The organism is Archangium primigenium, assembly GCF_016904885.1.
GTDB lineage: Bacteria > Myxococcota > Myxococcia > Myxococcales > Myxococcaceae > Cystobacter > Cystobacter primigenius.
The window spans coordinates 1435395-1461522 of the sequence record NZ_JADWYI010000001.1 but is presented as its reverse complement, the minus strand read 5'-3'; the positions used below and the strand labels follow the sequence as shown (position 1 = coordinate 1461522).

23 protein-coding genes are annotated in these 26128 nt (G+C 70.8%); 12 read left to right on the top strand and 11 right to left on the bottom strand.

Going from position 1 to position 26128, the window contains the following annotated elements:
- Positions 1–10: 10 nt before the first annotated feature.
- The 6 genes from I3V78_RS06365 to I3V78_RS06340 all read right to left on the bottom strand — a co-directional run bounded on the left by I3V78_RS06365 (position 11) and on the right by I3V78_RS06340 (position 4134).
- The gene (locus I3V78_RS06365) at positions 11–250 is read right to left on the bottom strand and encodes a hypothetical protein (protein ID WP_204485420.1); all 240 of its coding nucleotides are present in this window, start codon (positions 248–250) and stop codon (positions 11–13) included.
- 42 nt (positions 251–292) lie between these two features.
- Entirely contained in the window at positions 293–1369 is a 1077-nt protein-coding gene (gene dapE / locus I3V78_RS06360) for a succinyl-diaminopimelate desuccinylase (RefSeq protein ID WP_204485419.1), read from the bottom strand.
- 26 nt (positions 1370–1395) lie between these two features.
- Complete coding sequence (locus I3V78_RS06355) at positions 1396–2511, bottom strand: bestrophin family protein (protein ID WP_204485418.1); 1116 nt, start codon at positions 2509–2511, stop codon at positions 1396–1398.
- Positions 2512–2568: 57 nt separating this feature from the next.
- Positions 2569–3393: a 2,3,4,5-tetrahydropyridine-2,6-dicarboxylate N-succinyltransferase gene (locus I3V78_RS06350; protein ID WP_204485417.1), complete on the bottom strand. Its 825-nt coding sequence runs from the start codon at positions 3391–3393 to the stop codon at positions 2569–2571.
- A 42-nt stretch (positions 3394–3435) separates the two neighbouring features.
- Positions 3436–3744: a PRC-barrel domain containing protein gene (locus tag I3V78_RS06345; RefSeq protein ID WP_239576323.1), complete on the bottom strand. Its 309-nt coding sequence runs from the start codon at positions 3742–3744 to the stop codon at positions 3436–3438.
- An 87-nt stretch (positions 3745–3831) separates the two neighbouring features.
- Positions 3832–4134, bottom strand: a complete 303-nt coding sequence (locus I3V78_RS06340; RefSeq protein WP_204485416.1) for a PRC-barrel domain-containing protein — start codon at positions 4132–4134, stop codon at positions 3832–3834.
- A gap of 200 nt (positions 4135–4334) precedes the next feature.
- Between I3V78_RS06340 and I3V78_RS06335 the strand changes: the two genes are divergently transcribed.
- The 5 genes from I3V78_RS06335 (at position 4335) to I3V78_RS06315 (ending at position 8808) form a co-directional block, all read left to right on the top strand.
- The gene (locus I3V78_RS06335; protein WP_204485415.1) at positions 4335–5768 is read left to right on the top strand and encodes a pyridoxal phosphate-dependent decarboxylase family protein; all 1434 of its coding nucleotides are present in this window, start codon (positions 4335–4337) and stop codon (positions 5766–5768) included.
- Positions 5769–5828: 60 nt separating this feature from the next.
- The gene (locus I3V78_RS06330) at positions 5829–6548 is read left to right on the top strand and encodes a glycosyltransferase family 2 protein (protein ID WP_204485414.1); all 720 of its coding nucleotides are present in this window, start codon (positions 5829–5831) and stop codon (positions 6546–6548) included.
- Between the two features lie 178 nt (positions 6549–6726).
- A complete protein-coding gene (locus tag I3V78_RS06325) occupies positions 6727–7227 on the top strand; it encodes a putative ABC transporter permease (protein ID WP_239576322.1) in 501 nt (166 codons plus the stop codon).
- A gap of 208 nt (positions 7228–7435) precedes the next feature.
- Complete coding sequence (locus tag I3V78_RS06320) at positions 7436–8470, top strand: rod shape-determining protein (protein WP_002621977.1); 1035 nt, start codon at positions 7436–7438, stop codon at positions 8468–8470.
- 107 nt (positions 8471–8577) lie between these two features.
- Positions 8578–8808 (top strand): DUF2171 domain-containing protein, encoded by a 231-nt coding sequence (locus I3V78_RS06315; protein ID WP_204485412.1) that lies wholly within the window; start codon positions 8578–8580, stop codon positions 8806–8808.
- Positions 8809–8828: 20 nt separating this feature from the next.
- Here I3V78_RS06315 and I3V78_RS06310 read toward each other — a convergent pair whose 3' ends face one another.
- Complete coding sequence (locus tag I3V78_RS06310) at positions 8829–10196, bottom strand: DUF2156 domain-containing protein (RefSeq protein WP_204485411.1); 1368 nt, start codon at positions 10194–10196, stop codon at positions 8829–8831.
- A 165-nt stretch (positions 10197–10361) separates the two neighbouring features.
- Between I3V78_RS06310 and I3V78_RS06305 the strand changes: the two genes are divergently transcribed.
- Both I3V78_RS06305 and I3V78_RS06300 read left to right on the top strand, forming a co-directional pair.
- Positions 10362–11120 (top strand): hypothetical protein, encoded by a 759-nt coding sequence (locus I3V78_RS06305; RefSeq protein ID WP_204485410.1) that lies wholly within the window; start codon positions 10362–10364, stop codon positions 11118–11120.
- Positions 11117–11698 carry a hypothetical protein gene (locus I3V78_RS06300; RefSeq protein ID WP_204485409.1) on the top strand — a complete coding sequence of 194 codons (582 nt, stop codon included), beginning with the start codon at positions 11117–11119 and terminating at the stop codon, positions 11696–11698. Before I3V78_RS06305 ends, I3V78_RS06300 begins: the two co-directional genes overlap by 4 nt.
- Before the next feature lie 78 nt (positions 11699–11776).
- Here the strand turns inward: I3V78_RS06300 and I3V78_RS06295 are convergent, their stop codons facing one another.
- Positions 11777–12445, bottom strand: coding sequence for a hypothetical protein (locus I3V78_RS06295; RefSeq protein ID WP_204485408.1), 669 nt, complete (start codon positions 12443–12445; stop codon positions 11777–11779).
- 85 nt (positions 12446–12530) lie between these two features.
- On the opposite strand from I3V78_RS06295, the gene I3V78_RS06290 reads away from it, so the two are divergent.
- Positions 12531–14183, top strand: a complete 1653-nt coding sequence (locus I3V78_RS06290; protein ID WP_204485407.1) for a trehalase family glycosidase — start codon at positions 12531–12533, stop codon at positions 14181–14183.
- A gap of 15 nt (positions 14184–14198) precedes the next feature.
- Here I3V78_RS06290 and I3V78_RS06285 read toward each other — a convergent pair whose 3' ends face one another.
- A complete protein-coding gene (locus I3V78_RS06285) occupies positions 14199–15488 on the bottom strand; it encodes a hypothetical protein (protein ID WP_204485406.1) in 1290 nt (429 codons plus the stop codon).
- A gap of 246 nt (positions 15489–15734) precedes the next feature.
- On the opposite strand from I3V78_RS06285, the gene I3V78_RS06280 reads away from it, so the two are divergent.
- Entirely contained in the window at positions 15735–17099 is a 1365-nt protein-coding gene (locus I3V78_RS06280; RefSeq protein ID WP_204485405.1) for a serine/threonine protein kinase, read from the top strand.
- A 166-nt stretch (positions 17100–17265) separates the two neighbouring features.
- On the opposite strand, the gene I3V78_RS06275 is transcribed toward I3V78_RS06280, so the two are convergent.
- Both I3V78_RS06275 and I3V78_RS06270 read right to left on the bottom strand, forming a co-directional pair.
- On the bottom strand, positions 17266–18573 hold the full coding sequence (locus tag I3V78_RS06275; RefSeq protein WP_204485404.1) for a hypothetical protein: 1308 nt from the start codon (positions 18571–18573) through the stop codon (positions 17266–17268).
- A 146-nt stretch (positions 18574–18719) separates the two neighbouring features.
- Complete coding sequence (locus I3V78_RS06270) at positions 18720–20021, bottom strand: MFS transporter (protein ID WP_204485403.1); 1302 nt, start codon at positions 20019–20021, stop codon at positions 18720–18722.
- Between the two features lie 228 nt (positions 20022–20249).
- Between I3V78_RS06270 and I3V78_RS06265 the strand changes: the two genes are divergently transcribed.
- The 3 genes from I3V78_RS06265 (at position 20250) to I3V78_RS06255 (ending at position 26108) form a co-directional block, all read left to right on the top strand.
- Entirely contained in the window at positions 20250–21335 is a 1086-nt protein-coding gene (locus tag I3V78_RS06265; RefSeq protein ID WP_204485402.1) for an aminotransferase-like domain-containing protein, read from the top strand.
- Positions 21336–21433: 98 nt separating this feature from the next.
- Positions 21434–23110 (top strand): glycoside hydrolase family 13 protein, encoded by a 1677-nt coding sequence (locus tag I3V78_RS06260; protein WP_204485401.1) that lies wholly within the window; start codon positions 21434–21436, stop codon positions 23108–23110.
- A gap of 142 nt (positions 23111–23252) precedes the next feature.
- Complete coding sequence (locus tag I3V78_RS06255) at positions 23253–26108, top strand: GxGYxYP domain-containing protein (RefSeq protein WP_204485400.1); 2856 nt, start codon at positions 23253–23255, stop codon at positions 26106–26108.
- Positions 26109–26128: the final 20 nt, after the last annotated feature.

The following is a 26128-nucleotide window of genomic DNA, read 5'->3' as shown; positions in this document are numbered from 1 at the left end:
CGTCCAAGGCTCACTCGAGCGGCAGCCGCCGCCGCGCCGCTTGACGCGGGCCTCGTGTCGCGCGCTGAGGGAGGGCCCGGGTGGCGCGCGCCGCCGGAGTGGCCACGCCCTCCGGGTCCTCGGGCAGGGGCCGATCTTCCTGGCGCCGCCGCGCGGGCTCGCTGAGCAGCCGGGCATCCGGATGCCAGTCGAAGACCAACAGGGCGATCAACACGAGCACCACCACCAGGCGCCGCAAGGAGGGACTCATCGCGGGACTCATCACCCTCTGCAACACCGGGCGGCGCCCGTCTCAGCCCGCCTCGGTGAGGAAGCGCGCCAGCTTCTCGTGGGCCACGGCCAGGGCGGCAATGGGGGCGCTCTCGTTGGCCTGATGGGCCTGGGCCGTCTCCCCGGGGCCGAAGTTCACCGCGTCCACGCCGAGTTCGGAGAAGCGCGCCACGTCCGTCCACGCCTGCTTGGAGGCCGCGGGCAGGCCCGTGAGCGCCAGGAGCCGCTGGAAGAGCGGGTTGTCCGCGCACACCCGGCCGCTCGGGGCCAGGTCCGTGAAGCTCACCTCCGCCGCGTCCCCCACCAGCGCGTGCACGTCCGCCTGGGCCTGGGCCACCGTCTTGCCCGGGGCGAAGCGGTAGTTGAGGTTGAGCTCGAAGGCCTCGGGCACCACGTTGCGCGCGCGCCCGCCGGAGGCCTTGGTGATGCTCATGACCTCGTAGAAGGTGAAGTCGCCGTGCACCACCTCGCGCCTCGGCCGCGTGAGCAGGTGCGCGAGCAGCGGCCCCGCCTTGTGGATGGCGTTCTCCCCCTGCCACGGCCGCGCCGAGTGCGCGCTGCGGCCCTGGAAGCGCAGGCTCGCGTGCAGCGTGCCCACACACCCCACCTGCACCACCCCGTCCGTGGGCTCCATGGCGATGCCGAAGCGCACCCGCCGCAATTCCTCGCGCGCCTCGAACAGGGGCCCGAGGCCGCTCTCCAGGTAGGGCCCCTCCTCGCGCTCGTAGAGCACCCAGACGAGGTTGACCGGCAGCCGCGCGCGGGGCAGGTCCTCGGCCAGCGCGAGCATCACCGCGAGGCCCCCCTTCATGTCCGAGGCACCCAGGCCGAACACCCGCTCGCCCTCGATGCGCGGCGCGCGGTCCTCGGGGTGGGCGGGCACCGTGTCCAGGTGGCCCACGAGCGCCACCGTGGGCCTCGGGTCCAGGAGGTTGCCCAGCACCAGCGAGTGCCCCAGGCGGAACACCTCGGCGGGCGGGAAGTGGGCGCGGGCCCAGGTCTCCACGTGGTCGGCGAGGGCCTTCTCCTCGCCGATGGGGCTGGGGATGCGGCACAGGGCCAGGGTGGACTGCGCGAGGCGGTGGGCGAGGTCGGACATGCGGAGGGCTCCCGGCGGGAGCCCCCTCAGTAGAGCAGTCCGTCCTTGGGCTGCAAGGGGGGCGGCAGCTCCTTCTCGCCGAGCATCTGCCGCAGGTTGATCTCGATGGTGCGGCAGAGCGCCGTCATGGGCGTGTCGCTGTAGCCGTCCTCGAAGGGCGTCTCCACGTCGCGGCCCACCGCGTCCATGGCGATGAAGAGGAAGGCGATGACGGCGGTGACCAGCGGGGTGAGCATGCCGAGCTCGGCCACCACGCCCAGGGGCAGCATCACCAGGTAGGCGCGCACCATCACGCGCGGCAACAGGTCGTACTGGAGCGGAATGGGCGTGTTCTTGATGCGCTCGCACGCGCCGAGGATGTTCACCAGCTCGGTGAGCGAGTTGTCCAGGAGCGTCAGCCGCAGCATGGCCTCGGGGCCGGGCGTCTCGGAGAAGATGCGGCGCAGCCGGGCCGACACCCACACGGCGATGGCCGTGGGCACGTTCTGCTCCTCGCGCAGGGCGTCCAGCACGGCGGGGCGGAAGAAGGGCGCGAGGGTGGGGAACGGGTCCTGGCGGCGCAGGTGGTGGCGCAGGGCGTTCACGAAGCCGATCTGCGCGTACACCAGCTCGCGCGCATCCGCGGTGATGCCCTCGCTGGGCGCCCGGAAGGGCCGCGCGGCATCCATCCCGGAGGGGGTGTCCGTGTGCTCGGGCGCGGAGAGGAAGGCGCCGCGGGCCTTGCCGAAGCGGTCGCGCACGGCCCCGTCACTGGAGCCGAGCGTGACGGTGGGCTTGGGCTCCCCGGCCGTCTTGAGCAGCGCCGTGGTGGACGGGGCGGTGGCCTCGCCGGGCGGCGCGCCGTCGGGGATGGGCAGGTAGGTGATGAGCTGACGGGCGAACGTGCGCGAGGTGTTCACCAGCGCGCCCCACAGGGTGCGCGCCTCCCACCAGCGGTCGTAGGCGTTGTTGTTGCGGAAGGTCAGCAGGATGCCGATGCTCGCGGCGAGCACGGTGACGGGCAGCGCCGGCACCGCCAGGGCGCTGATCTCGAACTCCTGGTAGGCCAGGGCCACGCAGGTGGCCAGCAGCACGTGCACGACCACCGGTCGGCCCGTGTATTTGAGAACGATGCGCCAGGAGATCTTCCCACCGACAATCATCACCACACTCCCCGGGTGGCCGCGCCACCCCGCCATCCCGCGTGAGCCGACAGGGCGCTAGACCGACACCGCGAAGTCGCGCAGCGCCGCGTTGAGACTCGTCTTCTTGTCGGTGCTCTCCTTGCGCTGCCCGATGATGAGCGCGCACGGCACCATGTAGCGGCCCGCCGGGAACTGCTTCTCCTTCATGCCGGGAATCACCACGCTGCGCGCCGGCACACGGCCCTTGTGGACCTTCTCCTCGGGGCCCGAGACGTCGATGATGGGCGTGGAGGCCGTGAGCACCACGTTGGCGCCGAGCACCGCCTCCTCCTCCACCACCACGCCCTCCACCACGATGCAGCGGCTGCCGATGAAGGCGCCGTCCTCGATGATGACGGGCGAGGCCGTGGGCGGCTCGAGCACGCCCCCGAGGCCCACGCCGCCGGACAGGTGCACGTTGCGGCCCACCTGGGCGCAGCTGCCCACCGTGGCCCAGGTGTCCACCATGGTGCCCGCGCCCACGTGCGCGCCGATGTTCACGTAGCCGGGCATCACCACCGCGCCCTTCTCCACGTGCGCCCCGTAGCGCACCACGCCCGGGGGCACCACCCGCACGCCCGCCGCCTCCAGGCCCTTCTTGAGCGGAATCTTGTCGAAGAACTCGAAGGGCCCCACCTCCATCACCTTCATCTCGGACAGGGCGAAGTACAGGAGGATGGCTTCCTTGACCCAGGCGTGCACCGTCCAGCCGGTGGCCGTCTTCTCCGCCACCCGCAGGGCACCCGAGTCGAGCAGCGCGAGCGTCTCGCGCACCGCGGCCGCGTGGTCCGCGTCCTTCAGCTTCGTCCGGTCGGCGAAGGCCGCGGACACCCTCTGGGACAGATTCTCGATGGAGGACATGGGCCGTGCTTCAAGCATGAAAAGGCCCGGGGCGCACCATCCTCATGACGCGTCGTGCGCGGGCTCGGTGAGCGGATGAATGGCGGTCACCACTTCGGTCCGCAGCCGGTCCCCCACGGGCTCCAGGGCCTCCAGGGCCTTGCCCGACACGAACACGCCCTCGCCCGTCACGCGCAGGACATGGGACAGGGGCACGGCCCACAGCTCGCGCGAGAAGCGCTTGCGCATGAACACCACCGTCTCGCCAATGCCCGCCACCCGCCCGAGCACGTGGCCATCCTCGTCCCGCACCTTCATGGCATGTTGGATGGACCGCCGCTCGAACGGGGAATCCCACCAGTGCGTTTCCATGAGCACACCTCCCTGGAAGCAAAGGTGGGGCGCCCCGGGCGCAATGGGGAGCGGCACGCGGAGCGGCCGTTCCCCTCGCCCGCCCGCCTAGTGGAGGCCGGGGGCCTCGGTGTCCATGGGCAGCACCTGGCGCAAGCCCTCCACGGCCACGTTCAAGACGAGCGTGTCCCCCACGGACTGCACCAGGCTGACGGGCACCTCGATGACGCCCGGGCGGAAGAGGCTGTGCGGGGTGCCGAGCAGCTCGGCGATGGGCTTGTCCAGCTTCACCTGGAAGGACTCCACCCGGAAGCTCGTGCTGTCGAGGAACAAGGTCCCCACCTCCCCGATGACCTTGCCGTCCGCGCCGATGATGGTCCGTCCCCGTAGGTTCTCGTCCGAAAGGCGCATCGCACCGCTCCCTGTGGAAGTCCGACTGTGGGTTGTCTCCCTGGAGGGTGCGCCCCCGAGGGGCCGGGAACATCCCCACGGGAGGCCCCGCCCTCGCCGCTCCCCCGGGAAGCGGGCGGGAAGACGGGCCCCGGGGTGCCCGCGCCCCTCCGCCCGAGCCCATTGACGGCCCGCGCCCCGCTGGCGCATGCAGCGGGGCCATGATTGCTCCGCGCACCGACCTGGCCGCCTACGATCCCGAGACCTTCCGCCGCCTGGGTCATCAGGTGGTGGACCTGCTCGCCGACCACCTGGCCCGCTCCCAGCGGCGCGAGGGCCCCGTGCTGCCCTGGGCGCCCCCGGAGCGGCTGCTCGCGGACTTCCCGGCGACCTTCGGCGCGGAGCCCTCGGCGGAGGCCGCGGAGCTGCTCGGCCGGGTGGTGACGGCCTCCCACCACCTGCACCACCCCCACTACGTGGGCCACCAGGTCTCCGCGCCCCTGCCGCTCGCGGCCCTGAGCGACTTCGTCTCCTCGCTGCTCAACAACGGCATGGCCGTCTACGAGATGGGGCCCGTGGCCACCGCCATGGAGCGCCACGTGCTCGGGTGGATGGCGGGGCTCTTGGGCCTGCCCGCCGGGGCCCATGGCGTGCTCACCTCGGGGGGCTCGGTGGGCAACCTCACCGCCCTGCTCGCCGCGCGCCAGGCCCGGGCGGGCCATGACGTCTGGAAGCAGGGCTCGGCCGCCGGCCCCCCGCTCACCGTGCTCGTGCCGGAGACGGCCCACTACTGCCTGGCGCGCGCCACCCGGGTGATGGGCTGGGGCGAGGGGGGCGTGACGCCGGTGCCCGTGGACGCCCACTTCCGCCTGCGCCCGGACGCGCTCGGCGAGGCGCTCGCCGCGGCCCGGCGCGCCGGCCGCCACCCCCTGGCCGTGGTGGCCAGCGCCGGCTCCACGTCCACCGGCGCGGTGGACCCGCTGGAGGCGGTGGCGGACTTCTGCGAGCGCGAGGGCCTGTGGTTCCACGTGGATGGGGCCCACGGCGCCTCCATGGTGCTCAGCGAGCGCTACCGGTCCCAGGTCCGGGGCATCGAGCGCGCGGACTCGGTGGTGTGGGACGCGCACAAGATGATGCTGATGCCCGCGCTCATCACCGCGGTGCTCTTTCGCGAGGGCCACCGCTCCTTCGAGGCCTTCTCCCAGGAGGCCTCCTACCTCTTCCACGGCGAGGGGACGCGCGACTGGAACGACGTGGCGCAGCGCACCCTGGAGTGCACCAAGGAGATGATGGCGCTCAAGCTGTACACGTGCCTGCGGGTGCTGGGCACCCGGGTGTTCGCCGACGCCCTCACCGCCAGCTTCGACCTGGCGCGCCGCTTCGCCGACCGGCTGGAGGCCGCCCCGGACTTCCAGTTGGCGCTGCGGCCCGACTGCAACATCGTCTGCTTCCGGCACACCCCCCCGGGCGTGCCCGAGGCGGCGCTCGACGCGCTCCAGGCCCGGCTGCGCGAGCGCCTCGTCACCCAGGGGGACTTCTACCTGGTGCGCACCACCCTGGGCGGACGGGTGTGGCTGCGCACCACCCTCATCAACCCCCTCACCACGGACGTGGACCTGGAGGGGCTCCTGGAGGCCCTGCGACGGGCCGTCTGAGAAAGGGAGCACCGGAAGAGTCGCGCGGGGCGTCAAAATCGGCTAGAGCCCCGTCCCGCCATGCTCGTCTCGGTCATCATCCCCGTCTACAACGAGATTCCCACGCTCGCCGAAATCATCCGCCGCGTCTCCGCGGTGGACTTCCCCAAGGAGCTCGTCCTCGTGGATGACTGCTCGCGGGACGGCAGCCGCGAGTTCCTCCAGCGTCTGGCCTCCGAAGGGCTGGGCGTCGCGGGCGCCAGCCCCGCCAACCGCAACGAGGTCCGCGTCGTCCTGCAGGAGAAGAACCAGGGCAAGGGCGCCGCCCTGCGCCGGGGCTTCGCCGAGGCCACCGGCGACATCATCATCGTCCAGGACGCGGACCTCGAGTACGACCCGCGCGACATCCCCCGCGTCATCCAGCCCATCCTGGACGGCTCGGCCGACGTCGTCTTCGGCAGCCGCTTCACCGGCACGCCCCGGCGCGTGTTGTACTTCTGGCACTCGGTGCTCAACCACTTCCTGACCACCCTGTCCAACATGGCCAGCAACCTGAACCTCACGGACATGGAGACCTGTTACAAGGCCTTCCGCACCGAGGTCATCCGCTCCGTGAAGGTGGAGGAGAACCGCTTCGGCTTCGAGCCGGAGATCACCGCCAAGGTCGCGCGCGGCGGCTGGCGCATCTTCGAGGTCCCCATCAGCTACCACGGGCGCACCTTCGAGGAGGGCAAGAAGATTGGCTGGAAGGACGGCGTGCGCGCGCTCTATGTGATTGGCAAATACGCCCTCAAGCGTTGACGCATCGGGGCACCTACACGCCCCCGTGTCCCCAGTGTTGGATGGCGCGCGCGCGCCGGTTCCCCGGACCCGGGGCCCAGGTGCTCCGCGCGCGAAGCATTCCTAGGTTCGCGGTGTGCTACCGCGATTCGTCCTCTATGGGTGTGCCGGCTGGGTGATGGAGGTGTGCTTCACCGGAATGAGCGCGGCCCTGTTCCAGGGCGACGGTCATGCCACGGCGAAGACCTACCTCTGGATGCACCCCATCTACGGGGCCACGGCCCTGGGCCTGGAATTCCTCCACGACCGGCTGCGCTTCCTGCCCCGGCCGCTGCGGGCCCTCGCCTACACCGCCGTCATCTTCGGCGCGGAGTTCGCCACCGGGTGGCTCCTGCGCAAGGCGCTCGGCCGCTGCCCCTGGGACTACGAGAAGCAGGGGTGGAACGTGAGCGGGCTCATCCGCCTGGACTACGCCCCCTTCTGGTACGCGGCCGGGCTCCTGTTCGAGCCGGCGCGCGAGGCCCTGCTGCGCGTCACCAGCGAGGCCCTGCGCCAGACGCCCGAGTACCGCCATGCCGTGGAGGCCGGCAGCGTCAGCCCCCCGCCCCGGCCCCCGGCCGTCTCCACCGAGCAGAACGCCGGCGAGACCGCGGAGAACTTCCTCCGGGCCGAGGAGGCCGAGCACAAGGCGGCCAGCTAGGCCCCCGGATTCCCTCGGATTCCAAGGATGTGGCTCTTAGCCCGTGAGTCCAGCCCGGGGGTGTGTGCGGGGCCGGACGCCCAGCGGGCGGGCCCACCTCTTGACAGTTGCCTTTTCTTCCGGCATCGGGCGCCCCGTAGTAGCTTGCCGCGCGCCCCTGACGTGTGAGGGGAATTGACGCCGTACTCCGGAAAGTTCCCGCCCCCGTATGTTCGACTGGCTCCACACTCTTTTCTCGCGTGACCTCGCCATCGACCTGGGCACGGCCAACACGCTCATCTACATCCGCGGTCAGGGCATCGTGTCCAACGAGCCCTCCGTGGTGGCCGTCCAGCAGGACGCGCGCGGCGGCAAGAAGGTGCTCGCCGTGGGCAAGGAGGCCAAGGAGATGCTCGGCCGCACGCCGGGCAACATCGTGGCCATCCGCCCCATGAAGGACGGCGTCATCGCCGACTTCGAGATCACCGCGGCGATGCTGCGCTACTTCATCCAGACGGCGCACAACCGCAAGTCGCTCGTCAGCCCGCGCATCGTCATCGGCATTCCCTCGGGCATCACCGAGGTGGAGCGCCGCGCCGTGCGCGAGGCCGCCGCCAACGCGGGCGCCCGCGAGGTGTACCTCATCGAGCAGCCCATGGCGGCCGCCATCGGCGCGGGCCTGCCGGTCACCGAGCCCAGCGGCAACATGATCGTCGACATCGGCGGTGGCACGTCCGACGTGGCCGTCATCAGCCTGGCCGGCATCGTGTTCGCCAAGAGCGTGCGCATCGGCGGCGACAAGCTGGACGAGGCCATCATCCAGTACGTCAAGCGCAAGTACAACCTGCTCATCGGCGAGCGCACCGCGGAGCTCATCAAGATGGGCATCGGCACCGCCTACCCCACCGAGGAGGTCATGACCATGGAGATCAAGGGTCGCGACCTGGTGGCCGGTGTGCCGCGCACGCTCACCGTGAGCAGCGACGAGGTGCGCGACGCGCTCGCCGAGCCCGTCAACGGCATCGTCGAGGCGGTGAAGCTCACGCTCGAGCGCACGCCGCCGGAGCTCGCCGGTGACATCGCCGACCGCGGCATCGTGCTGGCCGGCGGTGGCGCGCTGCTCAAGAACCTGGACACGCTCCTGCGCGAGGAGACGGGCCTGCCGGTGTTCCTCGCCGAGGACCCCCTGTCCGCGGTGGTGATGGGCGCCGGCAAGGCGCTCGAGACGCTCGACATCCTCCGGCAGGTCTGCCAGCCGGGCTAGCGGGCGGCTCGGGGCTCCCACCCGCGCCCGGGTGGGTCCCGGCAGGACGGGGATTCCCAGGCTGTTGATCTCCTTGGACCCGCAGCACACCCAAGGAAAGGCAGCACATGATCGACCCGGGAGACATCCACGAGGGCATGACGGTGAGGGACCCGACCGGCCGCAAGCTGGGCACGGTGGCGAACGTGGGGGACACCCACTTCGAACTCGGCCAGGGCTCTCCCGCACGCAAGGACTACATGGTGCGCTTCCACCGGATCCAACGGGTCCAGGGCCTGGACGTGTACCTCGTTCCCACGCGGACCACCCTGCCCCCCGAGGATGAGACCCGGAGCTGACACCCGGAGCCGAGGCGCGCTCACGCGGGCCGGAGCGTCGGGTGCCCCCGCGCCCAGAAGAGCAGCACGGCCGCCAGGCTCGGGCCCAGCACCGCCACGCCCATGACGAGCCAGTCGCCCAGGCCCCGTGCGCGCGGCACGTTGTAGAGCAGGGCCTCGAGCAGCGTCACGCAGGCGTCCGTGCTGATGGCGCAGCCGAGCAGCAGGGCGAGCCCCGGACGCCAGCGCCGCACCAGGGAGAAGAGGCCCACCGTCAGCCCCACGTCGAAGAGCACCCACGCCCCCTGCACGAGCCGGGAGGGGAAGTAGGGCGTGGTGCCCGGCAGGGCCAGCAGGAGCGTCCAGGGTACGAGCAGGAACGCGAGCAGCCACACGAGCAGCAGCGGACGGCCCAGGAGCGTGTCGGCGCCAAAGCGCAGGAGGCCGCCCTGGGCGAAGGCGGACAGGGCGTCGTACACCGACAGCAGCGCGCCGGAGCCCGTCTCGGGCCGGGCCAGGTGGATGCGGTCCCACGCATGGGGCCGCAGCCGGCCCTTGAAGGCCCGCAGGCCCTCGAAGTCGTAGAGGGGCTTGCCCAGCCGCCGCGCCAGGCGCAGCCAGCCCGGCACCGCCCCCGCCAGCGGCGCCAGCCCCAGCGTCAGGTATCGCCGCCCCTCCCGCGCCGCCTCGCGCATGAGCGCGTCCACCAGCGACTCCACGCTCCCGTTGGGGGCCCGCCGGTCGCGCAGCAGGTGCTGCACGAACCAGCCCTCGCGCGCGTACACCGGCACCGCCGACAGGAAGGCCACCACCTGCCCGTCCCGCTCGGCCACGAAGGAGCGCCGCTCATGGGCCTGCTCGTAGGGCGCCAGTTGCACGAGGAAGCCCATGGGCGCCATCCGCCGCGACTCCAACCAGCCCGCCATCAGCCCATCCACCCCCCGCCGCACGGGCGAATCGGGCGCGCCGAGCTCCTCCGCGGACACCTCGCGCACCCGCACGCCCTTGGCCCGCGCCCGGCGCAGCTGCTCGCGCAAGGGGCGGCTGTCGCGCACGCTCTCCTCCCAGCGCCGCGGATCCCACACCGGCTGCTCGCCAATGGCCACGGCCTGGAGGGGCACCGCCTCGAGCAGCCGCCGCTCGACGGCGAAGAAGCACACCCGCCGGCCCGCCTCGGCCGCCCGGGCCTGGAAGCGCGTGAGCACCTCCCCGAGCCGCTCCCGGGGCGCGATGGGCCCGCCCGCCGTCACCCACGCCCGCCCCGTGTCCACGTACGCCACGCAGGCGTCCTCCCCGTCGAACCAGTACGAGAAGCCCGGCTCCACCACCTGGAAGGACGTGGCGTTCCACCCGTGGCGCTTGAGCAGCGCCAGCACCCGCGCCTGGAGCGATTCGTTGCTTTCCCTCATGTCCCCCTGTCGCTACGCCCCCGCCCGGACGGGTGCAACCCGCATCGACGTCACGGAGCGGACGGCCGACACCTCGGACGGCCGGTGTGGGTGGCACGGACGCGCCCGGGCGCGATACACCGGGGCCCTCCCCTCCCAAGGAGCAGGTGGTTGAAACCTCGACGCATGTTCCTCCGTTCGTGCCTCACCCCGGCCGCCGGACTTCTGCTGTGCGCGCTCACCGGGGCCGCGGCCGCCGCCCCGAGCCAGGACCCGACCTTCGCCCACGCGGGCAACGCGCGGCTGCTGTCCACCGATGAAGCCGCCCCCATCCAACACGCCGTCATCGGCCTGCAGCGCACCGCCCTGCCCCTGGCCCTGGGCATCGTGGTGGACACCTCGCTGCTCGCGGACGCGGCGCTCGCGGCCAACGTGGGCGCGCGCTGGGGCGCCGAGTGGGGCCGCCACCGCTTCGTGCTCGGCGCGCGCTACACCCAGTTCCTCGGCAACTCCCTCATCGCCGACGCCATCGCCGGCCAGGAGAACTCCCCCGTCAAGCGCTTCGACGTGTCCTTCGGCGGCCCCAGCGCCTACGCCCTCTATGGCGTGGTGCTCGGACCGCTGCTCGTGCAGGCGGAGGTGCGCCACGCGCGCTACCAGACGGTGTCCACCACCGCCACCGCCGCGGCGGTGTTCAACTTCGCCCACCGCTTCGCCGTGGTGGGGGAGCTGGGCGTGCGCGTGAGCCATCAGGGCGAGCGGACGGCCACCGACAACCCGACGGGCTACCCGCTGCGCGGCGCCCTGGGCCTGCGCTACGCGGGCGAGAACCTCGGCGCCTCGCTCGGCGTGGCCTACGTGGACCTGACCGAGCCCATGCTGCCCTACAACAACGGCCGCGTTCCCTTCGTGCCCGCCCTCGACCTGTCCTGGACCTTCCAATGAAACGCTTCCTGGCCCCGCTCTGCGCGTCGCTGCTCGCCGCCTGCTCCGCCGAAGTCGCCGTGGACACGCCGCCCACCGACGCCAACATCCCCATCACCTCCATCGGCAACCCCGTCTACGTCGAGGTCGCCATCGACCTGCCCGCCGAGACCCAGGGCCTGGACGTCATCGTCAAGGACGTGAGCGCCAGCCTCTCCGTGGTCAATCCCTCCGCGGTGTTCACCCTGGAGACGTCCGGGAAGGTGTCCCTCGTGGGCACCGCCGAGCCGGGCACGCCCATCTTCTACTACAGCGATCGCGAGCTGCCCGCGTACTACGCCACCGCGGGGGATCTGCTCTACCCCCCGCGCGTCTTCAAGCCGCGCGAGACCGCGGACGTCAGCGTCACCTCGCCCCTGCTCGCCCAGGCCATCGGCAAGCAGCGCCTGTGGGTCATCGTGAGCAACACCATCACCCGCGCGGGCATCGGCACCCAGCCCCTGCCGCTGGAAATCCAGCTCAAGAACATCGTCATCCACGCCACGGTGACCAAGGAGTTCCGGGGCCTGGAGGGCCTGTTGGGCGTGGGCGGGCTCTGACGGACGCGGGTGCGGGGAGCCGCTGGGCCCGAGTCCCGCCCGGACCCGGGCTCCCCGCTCGCCTCCGCGCCCACGGTTCTAGCGCGGGGGTCCGACATGCCGCCGCGCCACGAGCGAGCGGTAGGCGCGGGACTCGGCGAAGGTGGGCAGGTCCGTGGGGCGCTTGTCCCACCAGTTCATCACCAGCGTCACGCGCAGGCGCGAGGTGCCCGGCAGCTTGCCGTCGGGCACCTGGTTGTTGGCGTCCAGCACGCCGTGGGTGAGGTCCCCCCGGAAGCAGACGAAGCGGTTGGGCCGGGGGGTGGCCAGGTCGAAGTCGTCCGTGTCCGGCACGAGCGAGGGGTTGTCCTCGCACGGCAGGGCCTGGGTCACCGCGAGCGCCCCGCCCCGCACGCGGTTCATGAAGAGCAGCGAGGTGAACACGGGGTGCACGAGCGGCCCGCCGCGCTGGGCCAGCTTCTCGTCCCGGTCCTGGTGGAAGTCCACCTGGACGTCCGTGGTGCGCATGCGCGACAGCCACCACTCCACGCCCGCGAGCCGGCCCCTCACGGGCACGCGCGGACGCAGCGCGAGGATGGTGTCCTCCACCACGTTGGAGGACGTGCCCAGGTCGAACCAGAACGTCGTCTGGTACGTCTGACGCAGGCGCTCGGAGCCCAGGGCGCGCACCCGGCGCCACAGCCGGCGGAAGTCCGCTTCCGGCAGGGCGGTGTCATGCAGCTGAAGAAGACGCGCGTGCGGCGGCATGTCCCGGGTTGTACCCCGATTGCGTTCCCCCGGGGGGATGACGAGCTTGCCCGCTCACGGACCCAACCCCCGGCCGGGAGGCCCCATGGCGGACACGCGCGGCACCAGGACACTCCGGAGGGGGCCCGCCCTCGCGCTCGCCCTCGTCGCGCTCGGGGCCGAGGCCGCGCCCGCCGACTACGCCGACGTGCGCGGCTACATCGCCCGGAACTGGGACGTGCTCACGCGCTCCATCGACACGTGCGCGGTGCTCCAGGATCCCAAGGTGCCCCGGCGCGCGGTGCTCTACCTGCCGCAGGATCTGCCCGAGCCCGCGGCCGTCCAGAAGCTGCGCCAGGCGTGTCCCCAGGCGCGCATCGAGCGGCTGCCCGCGGACATCACCGGCCCCGGCCAGGTGGACGTGCGCGCGCTGCCCTCCCAGGGCCTGCTCTACCTGGAGCACCCCTACGTGGTGCCCGGGGGCCGCTTCAACGAGATGTACGGCTGGGACAGCTACTTCATCGTCCGGGGGCTCTTGCGTGACGGGCGGCGGGAGCTGGCCCAGGGCATGGTGCGCAACTTCTTCTTCGAGATCGAACACTACGGCGCGGTGCTCAACGCCAACCGCACCTACTACCTGACGCGCTCGCAGCCGCCCTTCCTCACCTCCATGGCGCTGGCGGTGCACGCCGAGCTGGACGAGGCGGAGGGCCGCGCCTGGCTCGCCGAGGCCTACCCCTACCTGGTGCGGGACTACGGCCTGTGGAAGGAACGGGCGCACCTGGCGGGGGACACGGGGCTGTCGCGCTACTTCGACTACGGGCAGGGGCCGGTGCCGGAGATCGAGGACGACCAGGCGCGCTACTACCGGGACGTGGTGAGCTACTTCGCGAGCCATCCGGCGGAGGGAAAGCCCTTCGTGCACGAGGTGCCCCAGGCCACCGCGCCGGCGGGCGACACGGCCCCGGTGTTCATCACCCAGGTGTGCCAGCGCAACGTGGGCGCCACGGTGTGCACGACGGGCCAGAGCCTCACCCTGACGCCGGACTTCTACCTGGGCGACCGCGCCATGCGCGAGTCCGGCTTCGACATCTCCTTTCGCTTCGGCCCCTTCAGCGCGCGCACGCACCACTTCGCGGCGGTGGACCTCAACAGCCTGCTCTACAAGACGGAGACGGACCTCGAGTCCATCGCCACCCGGCTCGGCCAGGACCAGGACGCGAGCACCTGGAAGGAGCGTGCCCGCCAGCGCAAGGCGCTCGTGGACCGCTACCTGTGGGACGCCGAGCGGGGGCTCTACTTCGACTACGACACCCAGGCGGGCAAACGCTCCACCTACGAGTACGCGACGACCTTCTACCCCTTGTGGGCGGGGCTGGCCTCGCCGGCGCAGGCCCGGGCGGTGGTGGCGAGCCTGGCGCGCTTCGAGCAGCCGGGAGGACTCGCCATGAGCACGCGGGAGACGTCGTCGCAGTGGGACCTGCCCTACGGGTGGGCCCCGCTGCAACTGCTCACCGTCGAGGGCCTGCGCCGCTATGGCCATGGCGCGGAGGCGGACCGGCTGTCGCGCGAGTTCCTCGACATGGTGGCCGAGGACTTCCGCCGCGATGGCACCCTGCGCGAGAAGTACGACGTGGTGAAGCGCACCAGCGAGACCCAGGTGACCGCGGGCTACGCGGAGAACGTCGTGGGCTTTGGCTGGACCAACGGCGTCTTCCTGGAGCTGTGGCGGGGCCTCACGCCCAAGCCTCCCCGGTGAGGCCCCGGCCTCGCGTCAGGCGGCGAGGAACGCGCGGTTCTCCTGGATGAGGGTCTTGGCCGGGCGCGTGTCGTAGTTGATGCCATTCATGCGCGACTGGAACTCGGCCACGGCCATGCGCTCTTCCTGGCCCCAGGGGTTGATGTACTTCACGTACTCCTTGCCCTGGCTCTTCTCCAGGCCGGTGACGAGCAGCTGGTGGCCGCCGTTGCGGTACTTGATGCCGGCCAGCACGTTCTGTCCCTCGGCCAGCTCCGAGCGGATGCGGTCCATGAGCTTCGCGCGGTCCTTGGTGTTGGTGTCGTAGGACATGTTGTGGTCGTAGACGGCGTCGTAGAGGGCATCGAGGCCCCGGGCGGTGGCGCCCGCGTTGCGGTTCTCCTTGGAGGCCGAGTCGCGGTAGTCCCGGTCGCCGTTGGAGGCCTCCATGAAGATGGGGGCGAGCAGCCGCTGGGTGAGGGCCCGGCCCGAGCCGTCATCCTTGAAGGCCGTGTCCTTCTCGCGCGGCAGCGTGGTGCCGTTGGCGAGCTTGACGTTGCCCGAGGTGCTGGCGGCGGCCTTGATGAGGCGCGCGTACTCGGCGGGCCGCTCGATGTTCAGGCCGATGGTCATGGCCGTGGGGGCGCAGGTGCCACGCGCGCCCTGGTTGATGGCGCTCGGGGTGGCCAGCTCCTGCACCAGGTCGGTGAGCAGCGTCTGTCGGTCCACACGCCGCTCGATGTCGTTGCCTTGCGCGATGTCCGACAGGTGCTGGAGGACGGAGCCCTCGTTGAGGAAGTCCGAGCCCTTCTCCAGGCGGCCGCTGACGAGCAGCTTCTGGAGGGCGAGCGTGGCCACGGGGTTGTTGGCGGCGGCGAGCTCCTGGCGCACCGTCGCATAGCGCGCGCGCTCCTGGGGCGAGAGGCGGGCGAGCTGCTGCTGCTCGAGGGCCTCGTGCGACTTCACCTGGGCCTGGGCGGCCTTGTAGCGCGAGGACTTGGGGTTGGTGTTGGTGGAGCGCTCGACGTTGAAGGCGTCCTGCACGACGACGGCGCCGTTGTAACCCTGCTTGCGGTTGGCCTGCTCGTTGAGCAGCGCGTCCATCTGGCTCACGGCCTGCGCGCGCACCTTGTCGCTGGCCGAGGGAGCCGAGGGCTTGGAGGGCTCGAACACCGAGCCGCCGCCGTGCCCCTTGCCGGGCGCGGGCGCCGGAGCGGGCGCGGAGGGCTTGGTGCACACGGGCGCCTTGGGCGGGGTCTTGGTGCAGGAGGACGAGGAGGAAACGCGAACGGTGGTGGAGGAGGAGAAGGAAGAAGAGCAGCGCATGGGAGCCTCGGGGGTGCGGCGAGTGGATGCCGAGACATTGAGCAAGCGTTGGGCCAACCCTGAGCGCCGGGGCCTTCCCTCGGGAGCGCCCGGCGGATTGCTGTCTTCAGACATCAATCCGCCGCCGCACCTGCCGTCTGCATCCCTCAATCGGAGCCGCGCGCCCCGCACGGGAGGTCCTGGGTCCTGTGCGCGGGGTTACTTCCGCCGTCACCTCGTGGTAGGGAGCGCCAGGGAGGTGCACGCATGTCCACGAGTCAGGGAGAGGGGCCGCCTCGGCCAGGAGCCTTGAGGCCGGGCACGCAGGTGGGCGCCTGGCGCGTGGTGGAGGCACTGGGCGTGGGCGGACAGGGCGCGGTCTACCGGGTGGAGGACGTCGCCCGTCCAGGCGAGTTCTACGCCCTCAAGCTCTCCCTGCACGCGCGAGACAAGCGGGCCGAGCGCGAGGTGGCGCTGATGATGAGCCAGGCGGCCCATCCTCACGTGGTGCGCTTCCATGGCTGTGCCCGCTGGCCGCACCCGAGCGAGGGCTGGCTGGGCATCGTCATGGACTGGGTTCCTGGCCAGGCATTGGATGCGTGGGCGGAGTCGGGCGCCACCTTCCGGCGACTGGCCCTCGTGGGCGCCACGGTGGCGCGGACGCTGGGCGAGTTGCATGCGCGCGGGGTGCTGCACCGAGACCTCAAGCCCGAGCACATCCGGGTGCGCGCCTCGGACGGGCAGCCAGTGCTGCTCGACTTCGGCGCGGGCTGGTACGAGGGCGCCCCGCCCCTCACCACCGGCCCCCTGCCGCCCGCCACGCCCTACCTCATCAGCCCCGAGGCGGCCTACGCCCTGTGGCGCAGCGCGAAGCAGGCCGGGGTCCGCCACGTCTTCCAACCCACCGATGACCTGTACGCCCTGGGCATCTGCCTCTACCGGGCCACCACCGGGCATTATCCCTTTCCCGAGGGGTGGCCTCCAGAGGTGTTGCTGTTGGCCTCCGTGCACGTACTGCCGCTCGCGCCCGCGCGCGTCAACCCGCGTGTCCCCCGGGCCTTGAGTGACATCGTCATGCGGCTGCTGGAGAAGGACCCCCGGGCGCGCTATCCGAACGGCGCGGCGCTCGAGGCGGCCCTGCTCGCGGCCACCGAGGAGACGGATGCGGAATGGGACGCGCCCATCTTCGAGTGGGATGAACAGGAGCACGAGATCGTCCGGCCGCCAAGGCCCCGGCCCACGGGGTCCACCGCGCCGCCTGTCGCCAGAACGCGAAGACACGGGTCCCACGCCATCGGATGGGCCGCGGCGGCACTGCTGATGCTGTTGCCCGTGGTGTGCCTCGCACCAGCAGGCCACATTCCCCGCCCGGCGTGGTTCACGGAGGTGCACGTGGAGCCCACGTCCGTGCAGCCCGAACAAGCCCCGCTGCCCGCACGCAATCAGAAGCAGGCGCCCTGCAAGCAAGGATTGGAAGTGGAGCTGTCCGGAGTGTGCTGGCTGCGGCTCTGGCAACAGCCTCCAAACTGTCCGTCCGAGACCGTCGCGTACAAGGGACAATGCCTGTTGCCCGTGGCGAAGTCCCGCCCGCTTCCAACGAGCGTCGACGCGGGGACGCCCGGGGCGCGATGATGACGGACCATGTCCGAAAAGGAGGGATGTTGGTGAAAACGGACACGGTGCCAACGATTGGCCCCGGACCGGAGGGACCCTGGCCGCCGAACGCCCGAAGCCCGGTGACACGGAGCGTGTCCCGGGCGGGGCTGGAGTCTTCAATCGGAGGGGGTTCCCCGAGGGCTCAGGCGGCGAGGAAGACGCGGCGCTCTTGGAGGAGCGCCTTGGCCGGACGGGTGTCGTAGTTGACGTTGTTCACCCGCGACTGGAACTCGGCGACGGCCATGCGCTCTTCCTGGCCCCAGGGGTTGATGTACTTCACGTACTCCTGACCCTGGCGCTTCTCCAGACCCGTGACGAGCAGCTTGTGGCCGCCGTCGCGGTAGGTGATGCCGGTCAGCACACTCTGTCCTTCGGCCAGCTCCGAGCGGATGCGCGCCATGAGCTTCGCGCGGTCCTTGTTGTTGGAGTCGTAGCCCATGTCGTGGTTGTAGACGGCGTCGTAGAGGGCATCGACACCGCTGGCGCTGGCGCCCGCGTTGCGTTTGTCCTTGGAAGCCGAGTCCTGGTAGTCGCGGCTGCCGTTGGAGGCCTCCATGAAGATGGGGGCGAGCAGCCGCTGGGTGAGGGCGCGGCCCGAGCGGTCGTCCTCGAAGGCGGTGTCCTTCTCGCGCGGCAGGACGGTGCCGTTGGCGAGCGTGACGTCCCCCGAGGTGCTGGCGGCGGCCTTGATGAGGCGCGCGTACTCGGCGGGGCGCTCGATGTTCACGCCGATGGTGAGGGCGGTGGGAGCGCAGGTGCCGCGGCTGCCCTGGTTGATGGCGCTCGGAGTGGCCAGCTCCTGCACCAGGTCGGTGAGCAGCGTCCGGCGGTCCACCCGCGCGTCGATGTCGTGGCCCTGGGCGATGTCCGAGAGGTGCTGGAGGACGGAGCCCTGGTCGAGGAAGTCCGAGCCCTTCTCCAAGCGGCCGCTGACGAGCAGCTTCTGGAGCGCGAGCGTGGCCACGGGGTTGTTGGCGGCCACCAGTTCCTGCTTCACGGTCTCGTAGCGCGAGCGCTCCTGGGGCGAGAGCTGGGCGAGCTGCTGCTGCTCGAGGGCCTGGTGCTGCTGCACCTGGGCCTGGGCGGCCTTGTAGCGCGAGGACTTGGGGTTGGCGTTGTCGGACTTCTGCACGGGCGCGGCGTCCTGGACGACGACGGCGCCGTTGTAGCCCTGCTTGCGCTCGATCTGGGGGTTGAGCAGCGCGTCCATGGTGCTCACGGCCTGGGCGCGCACCGCCTCACTGGCCGAGGGGACCGAGGGCCTGGCGGGCGGAGCCGGCACGGGCGTGGGGGCGGGCTTGGAGGGCTCGAACACCGAGCCGCCGCCGTGGCCCGTGGCGGGCGGGGTGGGCTTCGTGCCGGACGGCTTGGAGCAGGAGGCCGTCTTCGGGGTGGAGGTCTTGGTGCAGGAGGAGGAGACGCGAACGGGGGTGGAGGAAGCGCAGCGCATGGGAGCCTCGGGAGTGCATCGAGTGGATGCCGAGACCTTGAGCAAGCGTTGAGCCAACCCAATGCGCGCGGGCCTTCCCTCGGAAGGGCCCCAGGGAGTGCTGTCTCCAGACAGCACTCCGCCCCCTCACCTGCCGTCTGAGCCCCTCAACCGGCTCCATGCGCCGGGGGCGTGGCGAGGGCCTCGGGGGTCTCGGGCGGCAGCGGCTCGCGTGCCGCGTCCTCCAGCTGGTCCACGCGCCGCAGCTCGGGGAAGGCCCAGGCCCACAGGCCCACCACGATGATCGTCCCCACCGCGCCGGACACCACCGCCGACACCGCGCCCACGTGCTCGGCGAAGGCGCCGGCCCGGAACTCGCCCAGCTCGTTGGAGGCGCCCACGCACATCATGTTCACCGCGCCCACGCGGCCGCGCATCTCGTCCGGCGTGGCCACCATCTCCAGCGTGCCGCGCACCACCACGCTCACCATGTCCGCCGCGCCCGCCACCGCCAGCGCCACCACCGACAGGGGCAACGAGTGGCTCAAGCCGAACACGAGCGTCGCCACGCCGAAGATGGCCACCGAGACGAACATCTTCCATCCCGCCCGGCCGCCCAGGGGCCGCGACGCCAGGAGCACGGCCACCACCGCCGCGCCCGCCGCCGGGGCGCTGCGCAACAGCCCCATGCCCCAGGGCCCGGTGTGCAGCACGTCCCGCGCGTAGATGGGCAGCAGGGCCACCGCGCCCCCGAGCAGCACGGCGAACAGGTCCAGGGTGATGCTGCCGAGCAGCAGCCGCTGCCGGCGCACGAAGCGGAAGCCCGCGAGCAGGGTGTCGAGCGAGAGCGGCTCGCGGGACACGGGGCCCGTGCGCACCCGCAGGGACAGCATCCACACCACCGTGAGCGCGCACAGCGCGGCCGAGCCGATATAGGCCCCGGTGGCGCCCCCCCAGCCATAGAGCAGGCCGCCCAGGGCGGGCCCGGCGATCGTCGCCACCTGCCACGTGGTGGAGTTGATGGCCACCGCGCGCGTGAGCTCCTCGGGGGGCACCAGGCGCGGCACCAGGGCGGAGCTCGCGGGCGAGTAGAAGGCCCGCGCGGTGCCGAAGAGCACCAGCACGCCGTAGACGAAGCGCACGTCCTGGATGTGGCCCAGGGAGAAGGCCAGCAAGAGCAGACTGCACAGCAGCATCACGCCCTGGCACACGATGAGGATGGCGCGGCGATCCACCCGGTCCGCCACCTGTCCGCCCACGAGCGCGAAGGACACGAAGGGCAGGAACTGCGCGAGCCCCGTGTAGCCCAGGGCCAGCGCGCTGCCGGTCATCTCGTACACCTGCCAGCCAATGGCCACCGACTCCACCTGCATGGCGAGCACGGCGCACAGGCGCACCAGTTGGTAGAGGCGGAAGTCGCGGTGACGGAAGACGGAGGGCGCGGAAGCGGGGGCGTCGGATGGAACCATGCGTGCTTCCGGCTCTAACGCAACGACCCCCCCACCGCCAGCCCGCACCGGGCGAGCGAGCGGCCCCCGGACGCGTCGCCCCGAGCCCACACGAGGCGGTCAAGCGAATGCTCGACGGGCCCAGGGGTGCCCGGTACACTCGGTGTCATTGTCGTCGGCGTGCGGGGTCCGTCACGCCTCTCCTCTTCATCGCGCTGCTTGCATCCGCAAGGATCGACGTCCGCTCCCATGACTGAAATTGTCTTCACCCGTGGTGTGCCGCCTCCGGAGGCTTTTCCCACCCAGCAGCTCGCCGAGTGCTTCACGGCCGGGTTGAGCGGGGACACCGCCGTGGTGCTCCAGTACGGCCAGCAGCAGGGCTACCTGCCCCTGCGCCGGGAGATCGCCCGGGAGTACGGCGTCACCGAGGCCGAGGTGCTCATCGGCAACGGCTCGTTGCACCTGCAGGACCTGGTCTCCGCCTACCTCATCCGTCCCGGCGCCGTCGTCTACACGGAGCAGCCGAGCTATGACCGCGCCATCACCACGTTCCGCCGGCGGGGGGCCCGGGTGGTGGGCCTGCCCTTGGAGTCCGATGGCATCAGCGTGGACGCGCTGGAGGCCGCGCTGAAGAAGGAGGTGCCGGCCTTCCTGTACCTCGTGCCCGACTTCCAGAACCCCGCGGGCGCCACGCTCTCCAAGGAGAAGCGCCAGCGGGTGGTGGAGCTCGCCACGCGCCACGGCTTCTACGTCATCGAGGACGTGCCCTACCGCAAGCTGCGCTACGCGGGCGAGGAGCACCCGCTGCTGCGCGCGTTCGATCCCACGCGCATCCTCACCATGAGCTCCTTCAGCAAGCTGCTCAGCCCGGGCCTGCGCGTGGGCTTCATGATCGGCCCCGCGGACCTGGTGAAGGGCCTGACCAAGCTGGGCGAGGACACCTACCTGTCGCCCGTGCTGCCCAGCCAGGCGGCCGTGGCCGAGTACCTCAAGCGCGGCTGGCTCCAGCCCAACATCGACCGGCTCAAGACGCTCTACAAGCCGAGGTGGCAGGCCCTGGCGGACGCGGTGCGGAGCAAGCTGTCCGGCGCCCAGGCCTTCATCCCCGACGGCGGCTTCTTCGTGAGCGTCATCCTGCCCGAGAGCGCCCACACGCATGACCTGGTGGGCCGCGCCAAGGCGAAGGGCCTGGTGCTCACGCCGGGCGCGCCGTTCTTCGCGGACCCCCACGATGGCGGTGAAATCCCGAGCGAGCGCTTCGTGCGGCTGCCCTTCTGCGCCGTCACGCCCGAGCAGATCACCGAGGGCGTGAGCCGGCTGGCCCAGCTGCTCTAGCCCCGTCGGCCTTCGCCGGCCCGTCGTCCCCCTTGTCCAAGCGTCACTGGCTCCGCCCAGTCGACGCCTGTGTCGTTTCGAGCCCGAGGAGACCGCACATGACGCATCCCTGGTGGAAGGACGCCGTCGTCTATCAAATCTACCCGCGCAGCTTTCAGGACAGCGATGGAGATGGCGTGGGGGACTTGCGCGGCATCATCCGGCGGCTGGACTACCTCAAGCGCCTGGGCGTGGACGTGCTGTGGCTCTCGCCCATCTACGCCTCGCCCAACGACGACAACGGCTACGACATCTCCGACTACCGCGCCATCATGACCGAGTTCGGCACCATGGCCGACTTCGAGGAGCTCTTGCGCGAGGCGCATGCGCGGGGCCTGAAGATCATGCTCGACCTGGTGGTGAACCACACGAGCGACGAGCACCCCTGGTTCATCGAGTCCCGCCAGGGCCCGGACTCCGCCAAGCGCGACTACTACGTCTGGAGGAAGGGCGCGGATGGCCAGCCGCCCAACCGCTGGCAGTCCTTCTTCAGCGGCTCCGTCTGGGAGAAGGACGCGGCGAGCGGCGAGTACTACCTGCACCTCTTCAGCCGGCGGCAGCCGGACCTCAACTGGGAGAACCCCCAGGTGCGGCGCGAGGTGTACGACATGATGCGCTTCTGGCTCGACAAGGGCGTGGATGGCTGGCGCATGGACACGGTCAACATGTTCAGCAAGCCCCAGGACTTCCCCGAGGGCCAGCCCATCCCCGGCACGAGCCTCACCGAGGGCCAGCCGCTGTTCCTCAACGGCCCGCGCATCCACGAGTTCCTCCAGGAGATGCACCGCGAGGTGCTCGCGCACTACGACGTGATGACGGTGGGCGAGACGCCCGGCGTGTCCCCCACCGAGGGCGCGCTGTACTGCGGCGCCGAGCGCGGCGAGCTCAACATGGTGTTCCATTTCGAGCACGTGTTCCTCGGCGACGAGCAGGCCGAGCGCGGCAAGTGGAGCAACCCCCCGCTGGCCCTGCCGGACATCAAGCGCGTGCTGGCGCGCTGGCAGACAGGGCTGCACGGCCGGGGGTGGAACAGCCTGTACTGGGACAACCATGATCAGCCGCGCGCCGTGTCGCGCTTCGGGGATGACCGCCAGTACCGCGTGGAGAGCGCGAAGATGCTCTGCACGGTGCTCCTGTTCATGCAGGGCACGCCCTACATCTACCAGGGGCAGGAGCTGGGGATGACGAACGTGTCCTTCGAGAGCATGCACCACTACAAGGACATCGAGACGCTCAACGCCTCCAAGGTGCTGCGCGAGGAGCACGGCTGGGACGAGGCGCGCATCCTCGCCGGGGTGTATGCCCGGGGCCGGGACAACGCGCGCACGCCCATGCACTGGAGCGCGGGGACGAACGCGGGCTTCACCACGGGCACGCCGTGGATTGGCCTCAACCCCAACTACCCGGACATCAACGCCGAGGCGGCCGAGGCGGACCCGGGCTCCGTCTGGCACCACTACCGGGACGTCATCGCCCTGCGCAAGGCGCTGCCCGTCGTGCGGGAGGGCGCCTTCACGCTCCTGGACGCCGAGCACCCCACCGTCTTCGCCTACGTCCGGGACGACGCGCACACGCGGCTGCTCGTGGTGGGCCACTTCCACGGCCAGCCCGGCACGTACCCGATTCCCCGCGAGTTCGTCGGCGGGGAGGTGCTCAGCAACAACTACCCCGGGCTCGAGGGCGAGCGCGAGCTGAAGCTGCGGCCCTACCAGGCCGTGGTCCTCCGCGCGCGCTGAGCGCCCAGGCCCCCCGCATTAACTGGTTATTCTTGATTTTCTCGTTCAAAGGCGTAGCAATGACAGCCCCGCGAGGAAGGCCCGGCGCGCGACCGTTCAATGCCTGACAGGGCCTCCTCCCCGACTCCGGAGCGTGTCCCCCATGCATCCCCCCCGAAGCCGTCGTCTGGCGCTCTCCTCCCTGCTGGCGCTCGCCGCGTCGGGGCTGGGCGCCGCGTCCCCGTCCGCCCAGGCCGCGGGCATCTCCTGGCCGAATGGACAGGTCCTCCCCTCGTTCTCCGCGCCCGCGACGACGTTGGACCTGGTGGACCTGACCACCGGCGAGTCCAGGGAGTACCGCTACGAGGCGGAAGGCCCGCACGTCCGTCACGGCACCGGGCGGCTGGAGGGCAATGGCTGGCTCGCGCAGGTGGGCATCGACGCGGCCAACCACTACATGATCACCGGCCCGTACGCGGCCGACATCCCGGTGGGCGGCAACACGGCCTTCTTCGATCTCACCGTCGACAACAACACGGCCAACAGCGACGTCGTGGTGACCGTGGACGTGCGGGACAACACCACGGGGGCGCTCCTCGCGCAGCGGGACATCACCCGGACCGACTTCAAGGTCGCCGGCTCCTACCAGCGCTTCGAGTTGCCCTTCACCAACCCGGAGGCCGGCCATGGCCTGGAGTTCCGGGTGTATTGGTATGGCCGCGCCTACACGAAGATCGACTGCGTGGGGACCCGGGCCTCCGTCTGGGATGACGAGGTGGTGCTGTTCACCACCCTCAAGGGCCTGGTCAACCGGACGCAGCCACGCATCTTCACCTACGACGTCACGATGCGCGGGCAGGATGGCAAGACGGGCTGGTTGAACTCCCTGGGCCTGGGCTACACGGAGGTGGCCGACCGGTGGAGCCTGGTGAGCAAGTACCGCAGCGAGCTCAAGGGCCTCGTCGTCTACGACCCGGCGCTCCCCGACACGGTGAACCTGGCCACCACCATCGCGGGCCTGCGCGGCGCCGTGGCCGCCTCGCCCGCGCTGGTGGGCAAGCTGACGGCCGCCCCCTACTCCCTGCCCATCCTGGTGGACCTGCGCGGCGCGTTCAGCAACAAGCTCCAGGTGTACCAGTCGCTGTATGACAACTACTGGCCCCAGCTGTCCCACAAGGTCCTCATCGGCCTGTCGCCCGGCCTCAAGGGCTTCATCCGGGACTACGCCGCGGCGACCCCGCTGGCCATGGTGTGGTTGGATCCCAAGAACGCCGCCGAGGACGCCCTCTTGCGCAAATTCCTCGCGGCCATGCCGTACGGCAGTGGCATCTACATGGGCTGGTGGCCGGAGGAGGCCGCCGGGGTCCAGCGCGTCTCCGAGTACGGCATCTCCACCGTGGCCAGTGACTTCGCCTCGAACCTGACGGTGTTCGGCGGCATGTCCCGCACGGTGAACCTCAAGCCGCTGCCCAACAAGCCGCCGCTGCGCGACAAGATCTACGTCTCCCTCATCCTGAGCGACGGCGACAACCTCCAGTTCGTGGAGCACCTGTTCAAGAAGCTCTGGGACTCGCCCAACCGGGGCCAGGTGCCGCTGGGCTGGACCATTTCCCCGGCCATGGTGGACGCCATGCCCGGCGTGCTCAACTACCTGCACACCACCGCCACGCCCAATGACAACCTCATCTCGGGCCCGACGGGACTCGGCTACACGTACCCCAACTACTGGGGCAATGCCACGCACCTGGACAACTACGTGGCGCTGACCAATGACTACATGAACCGCGCGGGCCTGAAGGTCCTCACCGTGTGGAACAAGATCGACGGCGCCACGGACACCCACGTGGGCAACAGCTTCGCCGCCTTCGCGCCCTCGCTGCTGGGTCTCACCGCGCAGAACGCCGGCGGCGGCATCACCGTCTACAACAACCTCATGCCCAGCCAGGGCCTCAACGCCACCTACTGCCCCACCGAGGCCTCCATGGTCTCGGAGATCAACCGCGCCATCTCTGGCTGGAATGGCACCTCGCCCCGCTTCGTCAGCATCCAGGCCAACCCGTGGGAGGGCAATTCCTACCAGAGCTTCGTCAACGTGGTGAATGCCTTCAGCGCCAACCCGAACATCGTCTTCGTGCGGCCGGACACCTACTTCCAGCTCCTGCGCGAGTCCTCCCTCCTGGCCCCGGATCCCGCCGCGCTGGTGAAAGTGTACGAGGCCGAGCCGACGACCTACGCGAGCTCGCCCTTCTCCCACGCCGTGGGCCGCGCGAGCGACAACGGGTGGACGGCCAACGTGGCCCAGGACAACGAGGGGATGATGCTCTATGGCCCCTACGTCACCACGTTCCCCGCGGGGCAGCTCACCACCACGTTCAAGATCAAGATCGACGCCCTCACCGGCACCAACGATCCCATCGTGACGCTGGATGTCCGCGATGCCACCACGGGCCAGGTGCTGACGGCGTTCGACGTCACCCGCCACCAGTTCAAGGCCGCCAACGCCTACCAGGACTTCAGCCTGACCTACCCGAACGTCGCCGGCCACTCGCTCGAGTTCCGCGCCCACTACCGCGACCGGGCCACGGTCAACATCGACAAGGTCACCACCACCACGCGCCTCGGGCTGTACGAGGCGGAGGGCGCCGGGGTGGGGCACCATGCCGGCCGCGCGCTCGGGGAGGGCTGGCAGGCGACGCCGTCCTACGACCCGGCCGGGCACATGCTCTACGGGCCCTACGACGGCAACCTGCCCCTCGGCACGCACAAGGTGACGTTCCGGCTGAAGACCGACAACAACACCCTGGGCACCCAGCCGCTCGCGCGCATCGACGTGCGGGAGGAGACCACGGGCTCCTCACTCGCCCAGGCGGAGCTCACGTCCCAGCAGTTCACCAGCACCACCCAGTACCAGGACTTCAGCCTGAGCTTCTCGCAGACGGCCCCCAAGCGCCCGCTGGAGTACCGGGTCTACTTCCACGCCAAGGCGTCCGTCGTCGTCGACCGCGTGACCGTGCACTGAGCCCAGGGCCGGGCGGGCGT